Source organism: Pseudomonas sp. TH08, assembly GCF_016651275.1.
Taxonomy (GTDB): Bacteria; Pseudomonadota; Gammaproteobacteria; order Pseudomonadales; family Pseudomonadaceae; genus Aquipseudomonas.
This window is the reverse complement of record NZ_JAEKEE010000006.1, coordinates 594,847-610,009: the sequence shown is the minus strand read 5'-3', so window position 1 is coordinate 610,009 and position 15,163 is coordinate 594,847. Positions and strand designations below refer to the sequence as shown.

16 protein-coding genes are annotated in these 15,163 nt (G+C 59.5%); 10 read left to right on the top strand and 6 right to left on the bottom strand.

Going from position 1 to position 15,163, the window contains the following annotated elements:
- Positions 1-181: 181 nt before the first annotated feature.
- The 4 genes from JFT91_RS29095 (at position 182) to JFT91_RS29080 (ending at position 2,885) form a co-directional block, all read left to right on the top strand.
- Positions 182-877, top strand: coding sequence for a PA1041 family peptidoglycan-binding anchor lipoprotein (locus JFT91_RS29095; RefSeq protein WP_201234665.1), 696 nt, complete (start codon positions 182-184; stop codon positions 875-877).
- 89 nt (positions 878-966) lie between these two features.
- Positions 967-1,689 (top strand): PA1041 family peptidoglycan-binding anchor lipoprotein, encoded by a 723-nt coding sequence (locus tag JFT91_RS29090; protein WP_201227684.1) that lies wholly within the window; start codon positions 967-969, stop codon positions 1,687-1,689.
- Between the two features lie 163 nt (positions 1,690-1,852).
- Positions 1,853-2,134 carry a DUF1145 domain-containing protein gene (locus tag JFT91_RS29085; RefSeq protein WP_201201251.1) on the top strand — a complete coding sequence of 94 codons (282 nt, stop codon included), beginning with the start codon at positions 1,853-1,855 and terminating at the stop codon, positions 2,132-2,134.
- Entirely contained in the window at positions 2,127-2,885 is a 759-nt protein-coding gene (locus tag JFT91_RS29080) for a collagen-like protein (RefSeq protein ID WP_201201253.1), read from the top strand. The genes JFT91_RS29085 and JFT91_RS29080 overlap by 8 nt, the downstream gene beginning before the upstream one ends.
- Positions 2,886-3,039: 154 nt before the next feature.
- Here JFT91_RS29080 and JFT91_RS29075 read toward each other — a convergent pair whose 3' ends face one another.
- The gene (locus JFT91_RS29075; RefSeq protein ID WP_201234663.1) at positions 3,040-3,504 is read right to left on the bottom strand and encodes a DUF2269 family protein; all 465 of its coding nucleotides are present in this window, start codon (positions 3,502-3,504) and stop codon (positions 3,040-3,042) included.
- Between the two features lie 98 nt (positions 3,505-3,602).
- On the opposite strand from JFT91_RS29075, the gene dinG reads away from it, so the two are divergent.
- From dinG to pdxH, 5 genes are all read left to right on the top strand, one after another.
- Positions 3,603-5,747, top strand: a complete 2,145-nt coding sequence (dinG, locus tag JFT91_RS29070; protein WP_201227680.1) for an ATP-dependent DNA helicase DinG — start codon at positions 3,603-3,605, stop codon at positions 5,745-5,747.
- Between the two features lie 95 nt (positions 5,748-5,842).
- Entirely contained in the window at positions 5,843-8,335 is a 2,493-nt protein-coding gene (locus tag JFT91_RS29065) for an alpha-amylase family protein (protein WP_201234661.1), read from the top strand.
- Positions 8,336-8,516: 181 nt separating this feature from the next.
- Complete coding sequence (locus tag JFT91_RS29060; protein ID WP_201234659.1) at positions 8,517-9,662, top strand: serine hydrolase; 1,146 nt, start codon at positions 8,517-8,519, stop codon at positions 9,660-9,662.
- Between the two features lie 113 nt (positions 9,663-9,775).
- Positions 9,776-10,879, top strand: a complete 1,104-nt coding sequence (locus JFT91_RS29055) for an OmpA family protein (protein ID WP_201234657.1) — start codon at positions 9,776-9,778, stop codon at positions 10,877-10,879.
- A 24-nt stretch (positions 10,880-10,903) separates the two neighbouring features.
- Positions 10,904-11,551: a pyridoxamine 5'-phosphate oxidase gene (gene pdxH / locus JFT91_RS29050; protein ID WP_201227676.1), complete on the top strand. Its 648-nt coding sequence runs from the start codon at positions 10,904-10,906 to the stop codon at positions 11,549-11,551.
- A 5-nt stretch (positions 11,552-11,556) separates the two neighbouring features.
- On the opposite strand, the gene JFT91_RS29045 is transcribed toward pdxH, so the two are convergent.
- A complete protein-coding gene (locus JFT91_RS29045) occupies positions 11,557-11,793 on the bottom strand; it encodes a hypothetical protein (protein WP_201227675.1) in 237 nt (78 codons plus the stop codon).
- Between the two features lie 179 nt (positions 11,794-11,972).
- Here JFT91_RS29045 and JFT91_RS29040 point away from each other — a divergent pair, with 179 nt between their 5' ends.
- Positions 11,973-12,437: an outer membrane lipoprotein gene (locus JFT91_RS29040; protein WP_008086349.1), complete on the top strand. Its 465-nt coding sequence runs from the start codon at positions 11,973-11,975 to the stop codon at positions 12,435-12,437.
- 152 nt (positions 12,438-12,589) lie between these two features.
- Here the strand turns inward: JFT91_RS29040 and JFT91_RS29035 are convergent, their stop codons facing one another.
- The 4 genes from JFT91_RS29035 to JFT91_RS29020 form a co-directional block, all read right to left on the bottom strand.
- Positions 12,590-12,814, bottom strand: a complete 225-nt coding sequence (locus tag JFT91_RS29035; protein WP_201234655.1) for a hypothetical protein — start codon at positions 12,812-12,814, stop codon at positions 12,590-12,592.
- A complete protein-coding gene (locus JFT91_RS29030) occupies positions 12,811-13,998 on the bottom strand; it encodes a colicin E3/pyocin S6 family cytotoxin (protein ID WP_201234654.1) in 1,188 nt (395 codons plus the stop codon). Before JFT91_RS29030 ends, JFT91_RS29035 begins: the two co-directional genes overlap by 4 nt.
- A gap of 112 nt (positions 13,999-14,110) precedes the next feature.
- Entirely contained in the window at positions 14,111-14,851 is a 741-nt protein-coding gene (locus tag JFT91_RS29025; RefSeq protein WP_201234652.1) for an ATPase, read from the bottom strand.
- The gene (locus JFT91_RS29020; RefSeq protein WP_201234650.1) at positions 14,848-15,117 is read right to left on the bottom strand and encodes a hypothetical protein; all 270 of its coding nucleotides are present in this window, start codon (positions 15,115-15,117) and stop codon (positions 14,848-14,850) included. Before JFT91_RS29020 ends, JFT91_RS29025 begins: the two co-directional genes overlap by 4 nt.
- Positions 15,118-15,163: the final 46 nt, after the last annotated feature.

The window sequence follows — 15,163 nt, the reverse complement described above, 5'->3', positions numbered from 1 at the left end:
CCGCCAAGACTAGCCTGCCTGACTGCGCCGGCAAAGAGCCCTGTGCCGCCGCTTTGCGAGCAAAGCGGCGAAGTCCTGTGAACACGGTCGCAAACGGCAGTGGCCTATTGCTGGCGGAGATTAAAACTCCGGTCTTTACTCCCTGAATCGGTTCTAAGCCGATCCCTCAGGAGAAAACCAGATGAGCATAGTTCGGACAGCATTACCTTTGATTCTGCTAACCAGTGTGTTGACTGGTTGCGCAGGTTTGCAAAAAACCGACTGGCCGACCTGTGCGGCGGTCGGTGGTGTTGTGGGTGCGGGTCTCGGCGCGACGGAAAGCTCGGCGTGGGCCGGCTACGGCGCATTGCTGGTCGGCGGTACGGCAGCGGCCTATTGCTGGGTTCACGGTGATGGCGACGAAGACGGCGATGGTGTGCCGGACAGTCGCGACAAGTGCCCGCACACGCCTAAAGGCGTGGAGGTCGATGCTGACGGTTGCCCTCCACCAGCCCCGGCAGCTGTGGTTGAAGAAGCAGTAGTGGTCAAGGAAGAAACCATTGTTATTCGTGACGTGCACTTCCAGTTCGACAAAGCCACGCTGACCGGTTCTGACAAACAAGTGCTCGACAAGGTTGCCACGCGCCTGAAACAGGAATCCTCGACTGCACAACTGACCGTGACCGGTCACACCGATAGCGTCGGCAGCGATGCCTACAACAAAAAACTGTCGGATCGTCGTGCGCACTCGGTGGTTGAATACCTGATTCAGCAAGGTGTGCCGCGCGCCAGCTTCGTTTCGGTATCCGGTCTGGGTGAAAGCCAGCCTGTCGCCGACAACAAAACCGCTGATGGTCGCGCGCAAAACCGTCGTACCGAAATCAAAATCGTCCGCTAGACCTCTCGCATCCGCGGCTTGTGCAGTCGCGGATGCGGGTCTTTACTCCTGTGTAACCGGTATGGGCCGGTGACACAGGAGCTTTCACAATGACTGGTTTCTCAAGGTCCGTCTTGCCGGTGCTACTGCTAGGCAGCTTGCTCACCGGTTGCGCCACCCACAGCGATGGCACTGCACCCCTCAATCAACGTACGTGGCCGATCTGCAGCCTTATCGGCGGGCTGGTCGGTGGCGGTCTCGGCGCCATCGAAAGTGGTGGCTGGGCCGGTGGCGGCGCAGCGCTGGGGATTCTTACCGGCGGACTGATCTGTTATGCCCAGGACGGCGATGAAGACGGCGACGGCGTATTCGACCGCCGCGACCGTTGCCCGGATACACCAGCCAATACCCCGGTCGACCACCGTGGTTGCCCGCTGCCGCAATATCCAGTCACCGAGAAAGTACCCGAGCCGGCGCCGCAGACTGAAGTGATCACCCTCAGCGATGCCGGCAACGTCCTCTTTGATTTCGACAAGTCCGACCTGACCCCGTCAGCGAAAGCGCAACTCGATACGCTGATGGACAAATTGCGCAATGCCGACGTGGTCAGTATCAAAGTCGTCGGTCATACCGACAGCAAAGGTTCGGATGCATACAACCAGGCCTTGTCGGAACGCCGTGCGAGCAGTGTCGCGGCGTATCTGCTGAGCCAAGGTCTGGCGCCGAACAAACTCACCAGTGAAGGGCGCGGTGAAAGCGAGCCGGTCGCCGATAACGCCACCGATGAGGGGCGCGCGAAAAACCGTCGCGTGGAGTTGCACATCAATCGTTAGGACGTGTCTGAAGGCCACGGGCTAGAGCTGCCGGGTGACGATCATCGTCACCTCGGCAGCCATCCGGCGCTTGGCAGAAGTTTTTTCATTTGCGCCTCTGGCTTATCCCCCGCAGAAGCCGTTACTGTGCATGCAAAGAATAATTCGCAACACGGGGGAGCGTATGAAAGTGTTCTGGGGGCTGGGGCGGTTATTGACCCTGCTGTTCTGCTGTGTGGTGCTGGCCAATCAACTGGTGCCGTTCGTACATCCGCTACACCTGCTGGTCAATCTGGCTGGCGGTCTGTTATTGCTCATCCATGTGCTTGAAGTGCTGCTGTGCAATCGCAGCCTCAAGGGTCGTGCGCATCCTTGGCGTGACCGTGCTCGCATTCTGCTTTTTGGCGTATTCCACCTGCAAACCATCCCGGCCCCGGCCGCTCCGGAGGCTTCTTCCCATGCGTAAACTCTGCTTGCTCGCTGCATTCATCAGTCCACTGGCCTGCGCTCAGGTGGTCAGCGTCGAAGCCAATTCGCTGATGCGTTTGCCCAACACGGCCGGCACCTTGCAGCTGGAAAAACTGGAAGTCGCCGATTACGGCACGTTGCTGATTCCATCGAACGTGACAGAGCTGAGCGTCGGTGAACTGCGTCTGGGCCATGAAGCGCGCATCGCGATCGTGCCGGGCGAACAGGCTTTGGACATGAAAGTCATTCGCGCAGAACTGAGCGATGGCAGCCAGATCACCGCGCGCGGTGCGCCGGGGACTTACGAAAAAGCCGCCCGTGCGGGGCGCAATCTGAATCTGCAGTTCAAGGCATTGAACGCGCCGCAACTGTTGGTCGATGCCCGGGGCGGCACCGGTGCGCCGGGTTTTGTTGGGCTTGATGGCGGAAACGGGGAAGATCCGGGCTGCACCTATGGCTCGGCCGGGCACGGTTTTGATGGCAGCAACGGCAGCGACGGTCAGCCGGGCGCACCGGGGGCGCTGGTACGCCTTGAAGTACCGCGTGAGTTTCCAGCCGAGCTGATCAAGGTCAATGTGGCTGGCGGCGCCGGTGGCCCGGCGGGTGTGGGCGGCAAGGCAGGCAAGGGTGGCAAGTCCAAGGGCTGCCTGGTGTATCGCGCAGATGGCGGCAAGAGTGGCAAGGCCGGGGTGGACGGTCAGCCTGGGCCTGTAGGGGCGCCAGGTGCCGTGACCGTGCAACGTCTGTAAAAGAACAGTAGAACTCAGTTGTGGCGAGGGGATTTATCCCCGATGGGTCGCGAAGCGGCCCCGCTCTTGAATTGAAAAGCGGGACTGCCATGCAGTCCATCGGGGATAAATCCCCTCGCCACAACAGTGTTTACAGCTCAAAAAATGCTGTGGCTCAGAGCATCGGCCGAGCCGCGGCAATCGCCACCAGCACCAGTCCGACAATCAGATTAAGCCCCACCACCCGGCGAATCCGCCCCAGCACCGCCGCACCTGCCGGCCAGTCCTTCGCTTCGACTGCCGTGCGCAGTTCCGGCAGCATCAAGCCCTGAATGCGGATAAACAGCGCCGTCATCACCACGTACAACCCGATCATCACTTGCACATATTTCGGCGCTGTCTCAAAACCGACCTGCTGCAAATGCAACATGCCCACGCCACTGATCGGCAACAGGATTACCGCGACCCAGACCCAGCGGAAAAAACCTTGAAACACTTCCACCCACAACGTCAGTCGGGCAGGGCCGTCCAAGGCCTTCACAGCCGCGGGGCGCAGGACCATCCAGGCGAAAAACATTCCGCCGACCCAGACCAGGGCGGACAGCACATGCAGGGGATAAACGAGGCTAAAAAGTGTCATTGGGGTACTCCGTTCTGCGCGGGATCGATTCGCGGGGTATGATAGCCGCCGAACCGAACCACTGAAAATTTATCCAGCGTTTTTGCGCCCGACACTCAATGATCAGCACTGAACTCAAAACCACGATCCAGGGCGCCTACTCGCGTTTTCTAGAGGCCAAGAGCCTTAAACCGCGTTACGGCCAGCGCCTGATGATCGCCGAAATCGCGAAAGTCCTCGGGGATATCGACACCGACGATGAAGGCCGGCGCAGTGGCGACCCCGCGATTGTCGCGGTGGAAGCCGGCACCGGTACGGGCAAGACAGTGGCTTACAGTCTGGCGGCGATCCCTACCGCGAAACTCGCCGGCAAACGCCTGGTGATTGCCACCGCGACCGTGGCCCTGCAAGAACAGATCGTCTACAAGGACTTGCCCGACCTGATGCGCAATAGCGGGCTGAACTTCACCTTCGCGTTGGCCAAGGGTCGTGGCCGCTACATGTGCCTGTCCAAGCTCGACATGCTGCTGCAGGAAGGCCACGCGCAAACCGCCACTGCGCAGCTGTTCGAAGAAGAAGGCTTCAAGATAGAGGTCGATGAGGCCAGTCAGAAGCTCTTCACCAGCATGATCGAGAAACTCGCCGGCAATAAATGGGACGGCGATCGCGACAGTTGGTCGACTGCGCTGGAAGACGCCGATTGGGCGCGCCTGACCACCGATCACAGCCAGTGCACCAACCGCCATTGCCCGAACTTCGGCCAGTGCGCCTTTTACAAAGCTCGCGAAGGCATGGGCAAGGTCGACGTGATCGTCACCAACCACGACATGGTGCTGGCTGACCTGGCGTTGGGCGGCGGTGCTGTTTTGCCCGATCCGCGCGACACCATTTACGTGTTCGACGAAGGTCACCACCTGCCGGACAAGGCCATCGGCCACTTCGCCCATTACACGCGCCTGCGCTCCACTGCCGACTGGCTGGAAACCACCGCCAAGAACCTCACCAAACTGCTGGCCCAGCATCCGTTGCCGGGCGATCTCGGCAAGTTGATCGAGCAAGTGCCGGAGCTGGCGCGCGAGATCAAGGCTCAGCAGCAGTTCATGTTCAGCGCCTGCGAGCAGGTTGCCGATTTCAAACCCGGCGAAGATGTCGAGGGCCGTGAGCGGCCGCGTCATCGCTTCATCGCCGGGGTGATTCCCGAGCACATGCGCGAAATGGGCATCGAGCTGAAAAAAGGCTTCTCGCGTCTCAATGATCTGTTCACCCGCCTGACCGACCTGCTCAAGGAAGGCATGGACGGCGAGGTCAACATCGGCATCGCCAGCAATCAGGCGGAAGAGTGGTATCCGCTGTTCGGCAGCCTGTTGTCCCGTGCCTCGGGCAACTGGGAATTGTGGACGGCGTTCACCGCCGAAGACCCGGAAGACAGCCCGCCGATGGCGCGTTGGCTGACCCTGGCCGAAAGCGGTTCGCTGTTCGACATCGAGGTCAACGCCAGCCCGATTCTTGCCGCCGAAACCTTGCGCCGCAGCCTGTGGAACGTGGCTTACGGCTGTCTGGTAACCTCGGCAACCCTGACTGCGCTGGGCACCTTCGACCGTTTTCGCATGCGCGCCGGCCTGCCGAAAAAAGCCGTCACCGCCGTGGTGCCGAGTCCGTTCCACCATGCTGATGCCGGTGTATTGCGAGTACCGGATCTCAAGGCTGACCCGCGCGATGCGGCCGCCCATACGGCGGCGATCATCCGTGAGTTGCCGGATCTGGTCGAAGGTTCGCGGGGCACGCTGGTGCTGTTCTCCTCGCGTAAACAGATGCAGGACGTGTTCGACGGCCTCGATCGCGACTGGCGCAAGCAAGTGTTCATTCAAGGCAACCTGTCGAAACAGGAAACCCTGAACAAGCACAAGGCGCGAGTCGATGGCGGTGATTCCAGTGTGCTGTTCGGTCTGGCCAGTTTTGCCGAAGGCGTCGACTTGCCGGGTGCCTACTGCGAGCACGTGGTGATCGCCAAGATCCCGTTCTCGGTGCCGGATGATCCAGTCGAGGCAGCCTTGTCCGAGTGGATCGAGGCGCGCGGTGGCAATCCGTTCATGGAAATCTCCGTGCCCGACGCATCGCTGAAGCTGGTGCAGGCCTGCGGCCGCTTGCTGCGCACCGAGGAAGACCGCGGCACGATCACCTTGCTTGATCGACGTCTGGTCACCCAGCGTTACGGCAAGGCAATCCTCAATGCGTTGCCGCCATTCCGTCGTGAAATATCCTGAGACATCGGTGGGCAGTTTTGCCCGCCGTGCTGTCTATCTCTCTGCCATCGCTTTTCCATTGGCCAATGTTGGTCGTTAGGGAGAACTCCGTTCTTATGATTCGCCGTTCGTTGCCTGCCGTATTCGCCTTGATCTTCGCTGCGCCGCTACTCGCGGCGCCCGCCGGTCAGCAGACTCTGTTCAACTTTGTCCGCCCCGCTGACGTAGTGAAAATCGCCACCGAAAACGCTGATCTGCCGCAAGCCAACGCCGAGCAAACGGCCGAAGGCGAAGTATTGCGTCGGGTGACGTTCAACCCGGTGGCGCGGCCAACCTTGCGTCTGACCCCGCAAACCGGCGCTTGGGACTGGTCGCAGTCCGGCATGATGACCCTGCGTTTGCAGAGTGCGATGAACTGGGCCGTGACGGTCTACGTGCAAATCCAGAGCAATGACGGCAAGACGCTGGTCAGCCGCGTCGACCTGCCTGCCGGCCCGGCGCAAACCTTGTTGGTGCCACTGGTGGCGTCGACGCCGCTGAGTCAGGGCATGAAGGCCGGCCCGTCAATGCCGATGACCGTCGATGGCCAGCGCATTCTGCTGGCCAGCAGCAGCGGTGAGATCGATCGCAGCCAAGTGGTATCGGTGAGCCTCTCGATGGATCAGCCAAAAGTTGCCCAGAGCCTGCTGCTGGAACGTTTCGGTGTGCAGGATGGCGATGCAACTCAGGCGGTGTACGGCAATCTTGTCGACGCTTACGGGCAGTCGACCCGCAGCAAGTGGCCGGAAAAGGTCAGCTCCGACGAACAACTCAAATCCGCTACTGCCAGGGAACAGCAGCAGCTGAAAACCTGGCTGGCCGAGCGCGAAAAATCCTCGCTGGACAAATTCGGTGGCTGGAACAAAGGCCCTGCGTTCAAGGCCAGCGGCTTCTTCCGCACGGAAAAGCGTGACGGTCGCTGGTATCTGGTGACGCCGGAAGGGCACCCGTTCTATTCCCTTGGCGTCAATACGGTCAGTCCGGAGGTCAATCAGACCTACGTGGCCGGTCGCGAGTGGATGTTTGAATCCCTGCCAAAACCCGGCGAGCCACTCGCCAGCCACTTCGGCGAAGGCGATAACCGAGGCGGCAACGGCGCCGATCAAGGCCGTGGTTACGGCAACGGGCGCTGGTACGACTTCTATGGCGCCAACCTGCAACGGGTTTACGGCGAACCCTGCCACGCTGACAGCGACCAAAAGGCGGGAATCGCAGAAGCGGCCAAGGCTGACGCGGTGGAACAAACGGCAGTGAAGGCCGCCGAACCTGCGACAGAGTCGAGCGAAGCGAAAGCCGGTGTCGCCGAAGCGGCGAAAACCGATGCGGTGGCGGCAACGGCTGAAAAAGCCGCTGTTGAAGCCGTTGCCGCGCCATGCAAAGCCACGGTCGATGAGCAGAAGTGGGCGAGCCACACCCTCGATCGCCTGCAAGCCTGGGGCTTCAATACTGTCGGTAACTGGAGCGCCGAGGCGCTTGGTGACGCCGAGCGTGTGCCGTACACCTTGCCGTTGTCGATCGTCGGCGACTACACCAGCATCAGCACCGGTAACGATTGGTGGGGCGCGATGCCCGATCCGTTCGATCCACGTTTTGCCATGGCCACCGAGCGCGCCGTGGCCATTGCGGCCCGCGATCACCGCGACGATCCGTGGTTGATTGGTTACTTCGCCGACAACGAGTTGGCCTGGGCAGGGGCCGGCGATGATCCGAAATCGCGCTACGCGCTGGCTTACGGCACATTGAAAATGACCACCGACGTGCCCGCCAAGCGTGCATTTCTCAAGCAGTTGCGCGACAAGTACCGCAATCAGGCTGGTCTGTCTAAGGCGTGGGGCATTGACCTGCCGGCGTGGGAGTTGATGGAAGATCCGGGCTTCGAACCACCGCTGCCGAGCGCGGAACACCCGGAAATCGAGGCCGACTTCAAATACTTCCAGAAAGTCTTCGCCGACACCTACTTCAAAACCATTTCCGACTCGCTGAAATGGCACGCGCCGAACCAGTTGCTGCTTGGCGGTCGTTTCGCCCTCAGCACTCCGGAAGCCGTGGCCTCGTGCGCTCAATATTGCGACGTGCTGAGCTTCAACATGTACACCCTCAAGCCTCAGGATGGCTATGACTTCGCCGCACTGCGGGCTTTGGACAAGCCGGTATTGATCACCGAGTTCAACTTTGGCTCCGCTGATCGTGGCCCGTTCTGGGGCGGCGTGACGCAACTGGCCAAGGAAGAAGACCGTGGCCCGGCGTACGCCAACTTCCTTAAACAGGCGTTGAGTGAACCATCGATTGTCGGTGTGCATTGGTTCCAGTACCTGGATCAACCGGTGACCGGGCGTCTGCTGGATGGTGAGAATGGTCATTTCGGCTTGGTCGGTGTGACAGATCTGCCGTATCAGGGTTTTGTCGAGACCGTGCGCAAGAGTAATTTGCAGGCGATTGATCAGTTGGGTAAAGAGGCTGAGAAAGCGCCCACTGCGGCCGGTCACGAAGCTGAGGGCGGGCGCAAGGGTGAGGCCGGCAAGGGTCCGGGCGCAGGGCATGCCGGCGGGCACTCAGGCAATGGTCATTAACAGCTGATATCGCCAGGATCGCCGCCTGCGTCGGATTCACTCTTCTGTAGGAGCTGCCGCAGGCTGCGATCTTTTGATCTTGTTGTTGATCTGACCGTCTAGCCCGCCACTGTTCCCAAATCCCTCAAGGGCTGGAACAATGCGGGCCACTTTGTAGAGCGTTTTCGCGGGGGAGTTGCGGGTGCAGATTCAGGGACATTACGAGCTTCAATTCGAAGCGGTGCGCGACGCTTTCGCCGCACTGTTCGACGATCCCCAGGAACGCGGCGCAGCCTTGTGCATTCAGGTCGGCGGGGAAACCGTCCTCGACCTCTGGTCCGGTACCGCCGACAAGGACGGGGCCGAGGCCTGGCACAGCGACACCATCGCCAACCTGTTCTCCTGCACCAAAACCTTTACCGCCGTCACCGCGCTGCAACTGGTCGCCGAAGGCAAGTTGCAACTGGATGTTCCGGTCGCGCGTTACTGGCCAGAATTCGCCGCCGCCGGTAAAGAATCCGTTACCTTGCGCCAATTGCTCTGCCATCAGGCCGGTTTGCCGGCTCTGCGCGAACTGCTGGCCCCCGAAGCCCTGTACGACTGGCAAACCATGGTCGACGCCCTCGCGGCCGAAGCACCGTGGTGGACGCCGGGCACCGGTCACGGTTACGCCGCGATCACCTACGGCTGGCTGATTGGTGAATTGCTACGGCGCGCCGACGGTCGCGGGCCGGGCGAATCCATTGTCGCTCGCGTCGCCAAACCGTTGGGCCTGGACTTTCACGTCGGTCTGGCCGATGAGCAGTTTCATCGTGTCGCGCACATCGCCCGAGGCAAGGGCAACGCTGGCGATGCCGCCGCTCAACGCCTGCTGCAAGTCACCCTGCGTGAACCTGCTGCCATGACCACCCGTGCCTTTACCAATCCACCGTCGGTGCTCACCAGCACCAACAAACCGGAATGGCGACGCATGCAGCAACCGGCGGCCAACGGCCACGGTAATGCGCGCAGTCTGGCCGGGTTCTACGCCGGTTTACTCGATGGCAGCCTGCTCGAAAGCGACATGCTCGAAGAGCTGACCCGCGAGCACAGTATCGGCGAGGACAAAACCCTGCTGACCCGCACCCGTTTCGGTCTGGGCTGCATGCTCGATCAACCTGACGTGCCCAATGCTACCTACGGCCTCGGCCCGCGGGCGTTCGGTCACCCGGGCGCGGGCGGCTCCATCGGTTTTGCTGACCCTGAGCATGATGTCGCGTTTGGTTTTGTGACAAATACCCTTGGGCCGTACGTCTTGATGGATCCGCGCGCGCAGAAGCTCGCGCGGGTGCTTGCCACTTGTCTGTAAAGCATCAACTGAGGCTCCAGGGTCGGAACCTCGAGAGAAATTTTGATTCAAAACGGCTGTTTATCCGGGCGACAGTGCTCTGATTTTTCATTACTTCATTTTGTGGATTTTCAATGTCATCTAAAAAGACCCTCGCCCTGGCCCTGTGTGTAGCGATCACCGGTTGCGCACAGACCCCGAAAAACGATGCGGACGGCGGCAGTTGGTGGCCGTTCGGTTCTTCCGACAAGGTTGCGGCGAAAGAACCGGCCCCCGTCGCTCCATTGAAACCGGCGGCTACTGCGCCAGTGGCCAAGGCTGAAAGCAGCAACCCTTGGTACTGGCCGTTCGGTTCCGATGATGAAGCGGCCAAGGCCGACATGAAGGCTGAGGTGGCACCGGAAGCCAAGAAACCGGTCGCCGTGGCCAAGGCTGACGCCGACACCGGCAGCAAGTGGTGGTGGCCGTTTGGCGGCAAGGATCAGCCAACCGCCAAAGCCGTGCCGATGCCTGATCCGAAAGTCACGCAAGCCTGGCTGGATGACTACGAGCCGCGTCTGCGTGAAGCGGTCAAGGACAGCAATCTGCAACTCGAGCGCCGTGAAAACGTGCTGGTCGTAACTGCACCGGTCGAAGGCTCGTTCAACCCGGATCGTCCGGCAATGCTGCTGCCGGTCACCCTCGGCCCTTTCACCCGTGTAGCGAAAATCCTCGAAGCCGACCCGAAAACCGCGGTTCTGGTTCTCGGTCACAGCGACTCGAGCGGTGCTGCACCGGCCAACATCAAACTGAGCAAGGAACGTGCCCAGGCCATTGCGGCGATCTTCCGCCTCAGTGGTTTGCAGCGCGATCGCCTGATGCTGCGCGGCATGGGTTCCGAAGCACCGCGTGCGGCCAACGACAGCGTTGAAGGCCGTGCCCTGAACCGTCGCGTTGAACTGCTGGTGACCCCGCAGAACACCATGGTTGCGCTGCTGAGCAAGTACAACATGCCGGCGCCGAAGCCAGTGACCCTGGTCGCTGCGCAAGACGTCAAGCCTGCTGCCAAACCGGTAACACCGGCGCCTGCTGCGAAGAAAGCCGCTGTGCCAGCCGCGAAAAAAGCCCCGGCGAAGAAAGCTGCCGCCAAGGCCCCAGCCAAAAAGGCACCGGCCAAGGCTCCAGCGAAGAAAACCACGCCAGCCAAAGCCGCCGCGACCGACAAGAAAGTCGCCGCCGCTGATGCCACCAAGAAGTGATCCGCTAACGAAAAGGAATGCGCCATGACCCAGGCTCTGGCAGATATGCGTCGCGATTACACCCGTGATGGTTTGACCGAGGCGCAAGCCCCGGCCGAGCCGTTTGCGCTGTTTCACCACTGGTTCGCCGACGCGGTGAAAACCGAGCAGGCGCCGGTGGAAGCCAACGCCATGACTCTGGCCACGGTCGATGCGGACGGACGTCCGCATTGCCGCATTCTGCTGCTCAAGGGCCTGGACGAGCAGGGTTTCACTTTCTTCACCAACTACGACAGCGCCAAGGGCCAGCACCTGCTGGCCAATCCGTTTGCCGCCATGACCTTCTTCTGGCCAACCCTCGAACGTCAGGTGCGCATCGAAGGCCGGGTGGTGAAGGTCACGCCGCAAGAGTCCGATGCCTATTATCAGGTGCGTCCGCTGGGCAGCCGTCTCGGTGCCTGGGCATCGCCGCAAAGCCGGGTGATCAACGGGCGAGGTGAACTGGAAGACTTGCTCAAAGCCACTGAGCAGCGTTTTTCCGATACTCAACCCGATTGCCCGGAACATTGGGGCGGGTATCGGTTGCTGCCTGAGCGCATCGAATTCTGGCAGGGCCGTCCGAGCCGTCTGCACGATCGCCTCAACTACCGCTTACAGGGCGCCGACTGGATTCTTGAACGTCTGGCACCCTGAGCAGTCTACCGAGCGGGATAGCCTGCCGCAGCGGCCTCCAGCCACTGCGGTAGATCCCGGCGTTTGATCTTCTGCGCCTGAGCGTGAGCCAACTGGTCGAGCATGAAGGCGCGTTTGCCCTCATCCTTGCCCGCCAGTGACAGCGCCAGATCACGATCCATCCAGCGTTTGATCCGCACGTACAGCCACCAATGGAAGTACAAACCGGCGACCGTGGTGACGACGATGATGAAGTAATCCATGAAAATCCTTGGGGTCGGTGGCGCAGAATCCGCAATTTGGCGCTACTGTAGGGGCTTCTACAGAGAAAAGTGCAGGCGTCTGTACCTCGCCTGAATGAAACCGAATTTGTCCGGGCGGCGTCGTGACACGCGTCAAGCCGCGGAGTTTAATGAATATATGTTCCTTTGGAGTTGATGCTATGCGTAAGTCTGTTCTGCTGGTTGCTTCCTTTTCCACGATGGCGATGTTGCTTACCGGCTGCCAATCGAGCCTGACCGGTGACTCCTACTCCCGTGACGAAGCGCGTCGCGTGCAGACGATTCGCATGGGCACCATCGAATCCCTGCGCCCGGTCAAAATCGAAGGCACCAAGACCCCAATCGGCGGCATCGCCGGTGCAGCGGTTGGCGGCGTTGGCGGCAGCGCCATCGGCGGCGGCAAGGGCAGCATCGTTGCTGCCGTTATCGGTGCCGTGGCCGGCGGCCTGATCGGTTCGGCGACTGAAGAAGGTCTGACCCGTACCCAAGGCGTGGAAATCACCGTGCGTGAAGACGACGGCAGCATGCGTGCCTATGTGCAGCAGGTTCAGGAGAACGAAGTGTTCCGAGTTGGCGAGCGCGTGCGCATCTCCACCGTTGGCGGAACCAGCCGCGTTTCGCACTAAGCGGAATGTAGGGTAAAGAAAACCCCGATCAGGTGACTGGTCGGGTTTTGTTTTTTGCTTCAATGCAGTAAGTCCGTAATTGCACATGTGCTCATGGAGAACCCCAAACTCTTCGGGAAACTCAGGTTTATAACAGTTTCCAACGTGGTGACTTAGATCTGAGTAGATAGATAAAGATCAATGTCTCGAGGTAGGATAATTGCGCATGCTTTTTCAATTTCAATAATTTGTTGCTCCGTCAGCCTGTAGTCATGCTGCGACTCTTCCTCATACTGCCAACCCATTACTAGCTTCAGAGCTGACGTAGCGATGGGAATGGTTCGTTGAAAAATAGGGAAATCCTCTCCTCTCTTTACGCCCATGATCTGATGTTTCATGGTTCTATCCTTCTGGTTGGATCTGCCGGTTTCGTTTGCTCGCCTGTTTCGTGGTTAAATTCTCCCAAATGCTTTCCACGCTTTGTATATTTTTCAATCGCTCCATGTTGAAAGTCCCATTCATAAATTACACCGTCTCTATCTTTCCAGCGCGGTCGTAAACCTCCGCCACCTTTTATTGGCGTTTTTGGAGTGGCCCATCGGGCATCAGGGTATGCAGGTAAAGTCTGAGGTTTTGGATGGTAGTTACCATGAGAAATGTTCGCCACGACATAGACTGGTAGAACCCCAGAACCCACCGGAAAGACCAGAATGAAATCCCGGTACTCCGGCGGATAGACCGGATTCACCAGAATCCCGTCCGCCGCTTTCGTCGGCGGATACACCCAGATATGCGGCGCCTGCGGTGCTGACTCCAAGGCGGGAATACCGAGGATGTCGGAGCCATCCACCGCCGGCGTCCAGATCAGTTCGATACCTTCGCCCAGATCCGCGATGAACTGACTACCACGCGCACTGAACTGCACGACATCGACCATCTCCCAATCACGGTTCTTGCCGGTGTAAAAGCCGTAGCCCTTGAGGCTGCCGTCAGACTGCTGTTCAACACGCAGGCGCACGCGGGTGCGGGCTTGTTTCAGGGCGCGCAACTGGTCTTCGGTGTAAAGGGCACTGTCGCCGAGGGTGGGTGTCCAGAACACCGCAACCACTGCCGAGAGCGCGGCAGCACCCGCCGCGCCAAGTGCTGTGATTGCGGGAGCGGCGAGGGTGGGTATGCGCACTGCGATGCGTTCGACGCCCAGTGAAACCGTGTCGCCGCTGATCGCTTGCAGGTTCAACACGCCCGCAGTATCGGCTTCGCGGGCACCGAGCAGGATGAGATCGCCGTAATCCTTCAGGCTGTCCGTCGGTACCATCCCCGAGGGGCTCGAGTAATCGATGATTGCGTCCGGCAATTTGCAGGATTTGGCGAATACGCGGCCGGCATGCTCGGGGTTGGCCTTTTTGGCCGAAACCTCACGACTGCGCTCAAAAGCCTCCTGCCGCGCCAACATGGCGTCGTAAGCGTTTTGTCTGGCGTCGCGCGCGGCCATTTCGCTGGCCGTCATGAAGCGATGGGTGACGTGATGCCCGTCGCCCTCCGGTGGGTTGGAAACCCAGGGAATGTCCTTGTTGCCAGTCACTGAACGTCCTTTCGCTCATCCATCGACAGCCCTTCGCAAAGGGCTGCGCAACGTTAACGAAGCAGGAAAATTGTGGCTGTAGGACGCGTCTCTAAGACGTGGGATTGTTCGACTACAGTAATTTGTCGAGAACGAACTCTTTGAACCAGGGTGGCTGGATATCTGATTTGATTTCAATCAGCTCGCCGTCGGTGATTTCTGCTATTTGAGTTAACCCTTCACTACCTTCATCCGAGTTATCGAAAATGTAAGCTCTGTTGGATGTCAGGATAGCCTCAGAAAGGAGCTCCAGAGATCTCCAGTAACGGGCCCTGATTTTTTCAGGAGGAACGCTGTGCCCACCTTGCGACACACGGTAGGCAACCCTGGCTATGTTGATTTCGGGATCGGCGGTAGCGACGTAATAAACATAGACTCTGTAGCCGGAGTTATGAGCGTCGGCAAGCAGGTTGACTTTGTCTGAGGAGGACATGACCGTTTCAAAGGTAAAGCTGATGCGTTCTCTGATCAGCGACCTTCGTATGAAGTCGGAAAGGGCCGAAGCGACGTAGGAGTCGATCTCGGTATTTGCGAAGTTGAGTCTCTCACCTTCCATTGTGAGTGAATCCAGCTTTGCCAGCGAACGAGGGGATTTCTCCAGTAGCGCGTGTTGGCGGAGAAAATCGAAAATCTGTTCTTTGTGAGATTCAATGTGATACGAGGTGAAGTCAAAATACCCCGTATCTTTAATCGCCCGCTCTATGTCATCCGGGTTGATGTAGTTTCCCCGCAAGTGGGCAGGAACAAGGCGATTGAAGGTGCTTTTTCCCGATCCGTTCGGTCCCGCAAATATCCGTATTCTGGGTGTGCTCAAGAAGTGACCTGTTTTGAAGATTTATTGATGTGCAGGCGCGTGCCGCTTTTCAGATTTCCATAAGTGCCGATCGAGCGCAGTGCAACGGACGTCTTATCTGTCACTTCAAATAGCTGACCATCTTTAGCGACAAGAACGGCTGCGCCATTGGCCAGTGCCATTTTGTAGGCATTGCTGAATGCCTTCAGGGCGATGTCTGGAATTCGGGATTCCTGGACGGCAATCTGATCGTCCGTCATTGGGCGTTTTTCTGCTTTACGTGACATGGATGCCTCCGGGAATACCGTGCGGGAACGGCTGCTGGCTTGACGA

What these genes read in the sequence shown, in the direction of transcription:
- JFT91_RS29080 (WP_201201253.1), top strand. Translation starts at nt 2,127, where the DNA reads ATGCGTAAACTCTGCTTGCTCGCTGCATTCATCAGTCCACTGGCCTGC.
- JFT91_RS29065 (WP_201234661.1), top strand. Translation starts at nt 5,843, where the DNA reads ATGATTCGCCGTTCGTTGCCTGCCGTATTCGCCTTGATCTTCGCTGCG.
- JFT91_RS29075 (WP_201234663.1), bottom strand. Translation starts at nt 3,504, where the DNA reads ATGACACTTTTTAGCCTCGTTTATCCCCTGCATGTGCTGTCCGCCCTG.
- JFT91_RS29045 (WP_201227675.1), bottom strand. Translation starts at nt 11,793, where the DNA reads ATGGATTACTTCATCATCGTCGTCACCACGGTCGCCGGTTTGTACTTC.
- JFT91_RS29055 (WP_201234657.1), top strand. Translation starts at nt 9,776, where the DNA reads ATGTCATCTAAAAAGACCCTCGCCCTGGCCCTGTGTGTAGCGATCACC.
- JFT91_RS29035 (WP_201234655.1), bottom strand. Translation starts at nt 12,814, where the DNA reads ATGAAACATCAGATCATGGGCGTAAAGAGAGGAGAGGATTTCCCTATT.
- pdxH (WP_201227676.1), top strand. Translation starts at nt 10,904, where the DNA reads ATGACCCAGGCTCTGGCAGATATGCGTCGCGATTACACCCGTGATGGT.
- JFT91_RS29020 (WP_201234650.1), bottom strand. Translation starts at nt 15,117, where the DNA reads ATGTCACGTAAAGCAGAAAAACGCCCAATGACGGACGATCAGATTGCC.
- JFT91_RS29090 (WP_201227684.1), top strand. Translation starts at nt 967, where the DNA reads ATGACTGGTTTCTCAAGGTCCGTCTTGCCGGTGCTACTGCTAGGCAGC.
- JFT91_RS29095 (WP_201234665.1), top strand. Translation starts at nt 182, where the DNA reads ATGAGCATAGTTCGGACAGCATTACCTTTGATTCTGCTAACCAGTGTG.
- JFT91_RS29085 (WP_201201251.1), top strand. Translation starts at nt 1,853, where the DNA reads ATGAAAGTGTTCTGGGGGCTGGGGCGGTTATTGACCCTGCTGTTCTGC.
- JFT91_RS29040 (WP_008086349.1), top strand. Translation starts at nt 11,973, where the DNA reads ATGCGTAAGTCTGTTCTGCTGGTTGCTTCCTTTTCCACGATGGCGATG.
- dinG (WP_201227680.1), top strand. Translation starts at nt 3,603, where the DNA reads ATGATCAGCACTGAACTCAAAACCACGATCCAGGGCGCCTACTCGCGT.